The sequence below is a fragment of the Aquibium sp. A9E412 genome, from assembly GCF_030398335.1.
In the GTDB taxonomy this organism is placed as follows: Bacteria; Pseudomonadota; Alphaproteobacteria; order Rhizobiales; family Rhizobiaceae; genus A9E412.
The window spans coordinates 1-3,285 of record NZ_JAOAOP010000126.1 but is presented as its reverse complement, the minus strand read 5'-3'; the positions used below and the strand labels follow the sequence as shown (position 1 = coordinate 3,285).

General features: G+C 74.6%; 3 protein-coding genes and 1 pseudogene. All 4 read right to left on the bottom strand.

Annotated elements, in window-relative coordinates:
• A pseudogene (locus N1F89_RS20455) lies at nt 1-264 on the bottom strand (hypothetical protein); the annotation flags it as partial.
• The gene (locus N1F89_RS20450) at nt 261-1,535 is read right to left on the bottom strand and encodes a chemotaxis protein (protein WP_290086338.1); all 1,275 of its coding nucleotides are present in this window, start codon (nt 1,533-1,535) and stop codon (nt 261-263) included. The pseudogene N1F89_RS20455 and the gene N1F89_RS20450, both read right to left, overlap by 4 nt.
• Nucleotides 1,532-2,782, bottom strand: coding sequence for a MotB family protein (locus tag N1F89_RS20445; protein WP_290086337.1), 1,251 nt, complete (start codon nt 2,780-2,782; stop codon nt 1,532-1,534). Before N1F89_RS20445 ends, N1F89_RS20450 begins: the two co-directional genes overlap by 4 nt.
• A partial coding sequence (locus N1F89_RS20440; protein WP_290086335.1) for a hypothetical protein occupies nt 2,779-3,285 on the bottom strand: 507 nt, incomplete at its 5' end. The genes N1F89_RS20440 and N1F89_RS20445, both read right to left, overlap by 4 nt.

Below are 3,285 nucleotides of genomic sequence, written 5' to 3'. Positions count from 1 at the left end.
GGCCTCCGCCGTCTCGGCCTTTTCCCCTGTGCGGTCGTGCGGCGGTGTCGCGTCGCCGGCGGGGGCGGCGTGCCGCGCGGGTTCGCACCGGCGGTCCGCTGCGGCATTCGCCTCGGCGTCCGCGCGGGCGGGCGCCGGCCGCGCCGCCTCGCCGCGCAGCGCCGCGGCGAAACCCGTGTCGGCGGCAGTGCCCGCGCGCGGCTTGGCCGGCGCCGGCGCGGTCGCGCGCAGGCCGGCGGACGGGGTGGCGACGCTCTGGGTCATGGCTTGTTTTCCTCGATCAGCGCGTCGATCTCCTCGAGCCGGTTGCGGGCGTCGGAGACGAAGCGCTGGGTGTCCGCCACCGCCGGCGGCAGGTCCGGCGGCATGGCTGGCGTCTTCATCGCCGCTTCGCCTTGCGCGGCGCTTGCCGCGTCGGCCGCGGCACCGGCGGCCACCGGCCGGGCGGGCGCTTCCGGCGCTGCGCCGTCGTCGGCGGCCGCCGCGGCGGCCGGCTCTTGCGCGGCGGGTGCCGACAGCACCTCGCGGGCGATGCCGATCGCGGCGTCGAGCAGCCGCCGGTCGGCGGCCGACAGGCGGCGCCGGTCGATCCCCTCGAGCGTTTCCAGAACCGCCACGACGTTCTGCGAGGTGACCGAGGCGATGCTGGCGTAGAGCGTGGCGCGCGGGTCGTCCTCGACGCCGTTGCGGCGGGCGTGCTCGGCGGCGCGCGCGGAGGCGAAGTCGAGCAGCGCATCGTAGCCGTCGATGGCGCTCTTGCGGGCCAGGCGCAGATAGATGACGCCGGCCTGCTCCTCGCTCATGCCCGACACCACCGCGTCGACGGTCGCCAGCTCGATCTTGCCGTCGAGCGCCACGATGGCCGCCACGAAGGCCTCGGCGAACTGGCTGGCATAGGGCGAGCGCAGGAAGCGGCGCACATACTGGCCCGAGGCGCGGGCGAAGCGCTCGCCGTCGCCGAGCGTCGCGGCGAGCGAGACGGAGCGGCGCAGCGCCGCCTCCTCGACCAGCGTGCCGGGCGCCATCAGCCGCGCCAGGTCGAACAGCCGGAGCGCGGCGGCGGGGTCCTCGCGCGTCGTCACCGCGCCTTTGACCAGGCCGACGAAGGCGCCGAGGCCGGGCGGCTGGCGGCGCGGGTCGGCCCCGGCCAGAAGCATGCGGGCCTTGGCGAACTCGCCCTTGAGATAGCTGACGATGCCGTAGCCGAGACGCTTCTCCGCGTCCTCGAGCTTGAGGCGCGACAGCAGGATCTCGACCGTCTTCGGATTGCCGCCGCTCATCGCGTAGACGAGCAGCGCGCGGAAGTTGCGCCGGTCGTCGAAGACCGACGGGTCGGCGTCGAGCAGGCGCTGGTCGACGAGCTCGAGCAGCTTGCGCTGCATCGGCAGGGCGGCATGGTCGCCCTCGGCGATGCGGTCCTGCACGAGCTGCAGCGAGCGCATCATCTGGTAGGGCTGCAGGTCGGCGGCGGCCGTGCCGCCGGCGCCGGCGAGAAGGCCGGCGAGCGCCAGCGCCGCCAGGCCGAGGCGTCTCACTCGGGCACCTCGAGCAGGATCTCGATGCGCCGGTTGGCGTCGGCATAGGGCTCGTCGGGCAGCTTCAGCCGGCGGTCGGCGAAGCCGGCCACCTCGGTGACGCGCGCCTCGTCGAGGCCGCCGCGCACCAGCATGTAGTAGGCGGCGTGGGCGCGCGCGGTCGACAGCCGCCAGTTGTCGTAGTCGGCCGAGCGGAAGGGCCGGCCGTCGGTGTGGCCGTTGATGCGCACCTGGCCGCGGCGGCCGGCCAGCGTGCGGCCGATCTTCTCCATCGCCACCACCAGGTCGCGGCGCGGCACGGCCGAGCCGATCGGGAACATGCCGTGCGCGATGTCGTCGGTGATGGAGATCAGCACGCCGCTGTCGCCCGGCGCCACCGTCACGCCGCTCGAGATCGGTTCGCCGGCGAGCGCGCTGGCCAGCTCCGCGCCAATCTCCTCGGCCAGCCGCTCGCTCGCCGAGGGGCCGCTGTCGGCGGTCTCCGCCGGCGCCTGCGGCTCGACCGGCTCGACCGGCGGCACGGGCTCGTAGAGCGCGGCGATCTCGTCGTCGAGGACGTCGCCGTCCGGCGACAGGTGGTAGGGGCCGGTCTCGAGCGCCCGCACGTCGCCGCCGAGCGGGTTCTCGCGCGCCTCGTCGGGATCGCCCTGCACGCCGTCGCGCGGCGTCTCGACCTGCTGCGACCAGAAATCGGGGGCGAAGGGGTCGCGGTAGGAATCGCCGCCAGACGCGCCGGAGGAGGGCCCGGCGAGCTGCGCGCCGCCTTCGCCCTTGTCCGACACGTTCTGCAATTCGCCGGTCTCCGCGGCGATCTCGGCCAGCACCGCGTAGGGGTCGGAGAACAGGTTCTCGTCGGAGAAGCGGCGCTGCTCGTCGCGTTCGGCGGAGTGCTGGTTGTCCTGCGGGCCGGAGTTCTCGTCGCGCGAGCCGACCGGCTGGTCCGACGCCTTTTCCGGGGATTCCTCGATGTTGGCGTTCTGCGGTCCCTTGCCGGCGTCGTCGAGGCCCTTGCGGTTGGTGCTGCGGTCGGTGAGCTTGACCGGGTTGAAGTAGCTCGCCACCGCCACCCGCGTCTCCTCGTTGGCCGCGTTGATCAGCCACATCACCAGGAAGAAGCACATCATGGCGGTCATGAAGTCGGCGTAGGCGATCTTCCACACGCCGCCGTGATGGCCGTCCTCGTCGCCGTCGCCGCCGCGGCGGACGATGACGATCTCGTCGTGGTGGTCGTCACGCTCGTCGCTCATGACAGGGCTTCGGTGACGGCCTCGGCCCACTCGGCGAGCCGGGTCTCGTAGAGGCTGTCGTCGATCTGCGCGGCGAGGTCGAGGCCGGCGGTCTCGGCGAAGTCGACCTGCGCGGCGTGCGCGCCGAGCGCCGGCTTCAGCGCCTCGATCAGGGCGGCCGGGCCGCTGACGCGCACGCGCACTGCCTCGCGGTCGGCCATCGCGTCGCGGATCACCTGCGCCAGCCGGTCGACCGCGCGGCGCTGCAGGTCGTCCGACAGCGCGGCGCCGAGGATGCGCGCGGCGACCGCCGTGGCCATGTCGGTCAGCCGCTGCTCCATCGCGGCAAGGCCGGCGGCGATCGCCTCGCCGGCCAGGCGGCCGGTCTCCCGCTGCAGGTCCTCGACCTCGGCGGCGTGGCGGGCGCGCTCGGCTTCCAGCTCCGCGGCATGCGCCTGCGCCAGGCGCTCGGCGAGCGCGGCCTCGGCCGCGGCCACGGCGGCCTCGAGGCGGCGCCGCTCGTC

Excerpts from the sequence above, each read along its gene's own strand:
- N1F89_RS20445 (WP_290086337.1), bottom strand. The coding sequence starts at position 2,782 with ATGAGCGACGAGCGTGACGACCACCACGACGAGATCGTCATCGTCCGC.